Genomic DNA, 753 nt, shown 5'->3' with positions numbered 1-753 from the left:
AGGGTGCGAAGCTGGGCATCGCGGTTCTGCTCGACCACGAACACCACGTCGTGTGCGCGCAGGAAAGCGTCGACATCGCGGTTGAAGGGAAACGCCCTGACCCGCATCCGGTCGAGCGCATGGCCATCGGCCTCCAGCAGATCGGCCGCCTCCTCCATGGCGGGCGACGTCGAGCCGAAATAGATCACCCCGTAGCGCGAGGGGGTGCTGGCCAGGGTGACCACGGGGCCGGGAACAAGATCCTTTGCGGTCTCGAACTTCTTCAACAGCCGTTCCATGTTGTCGACATAGGGGCCGCCCTCCTCAGTATAGCGTGCATAGCGGTCCCGGGTCGTGCCGCGGGTGAAGAAGGAGCCCTTGCGCGGATGGGTGCCAGGGTAGGTGCGGTAGGGAATGCCGTCGCCGTCGACGTCGAGATAGCGTCCGAAGTCCTTGCCGGCGTCGAGATCGGCTGCGGTCATCACCTTGCCGCGGTCGTAGACCCGGTCGTCGTCCCAGCGCAGCGGCGCGCAGAGCCGATGGTTCATGCCGATGTCGAGATCGAGCATGAGCAGGACCGGCGTCTGCAGCCGGTCGGCGAGATCAAAGGAGAGGGCGCTGAACTCGAAGGCCTCCGCCGGACCCTCCGGGAAGAGCAGGACATGCTTGGTGTCGCCGTGCGAGGCATAAGCCGCGAGCAGGATGTCGGACTGCTGCGTGCGCGTCGGCATGCCCGTCGAGGGGCCGCCGCGCTGAACGTCCATGATCACGGCC

The 753-nt window shown here is 66.3% G+C and carries 1 pseudogene; it reads right to left on the bottom strand.

Features of this window, described 5'->3' with window-relative positions:
- Positions 1 to 753: pseudogene (locus ACTIFS_RS21700) on the bottom strand (2-oxoacid:acceptor oxidoreductase subunit alpha); the annotation flags it as partial.

Source organism: Phreatobacter sp. (assembly GCF_051860605.1).
GTDB lineage: Bacteria > Pseudomonadota > Alphaproteobacteria > Rhizobiales > Phreatobacteraceae > Phreatobacter.
Note: the sequence above shows the minus strand (reverse complement) of the source record. Positions and strands in the feature narration are given on the sequence as shown.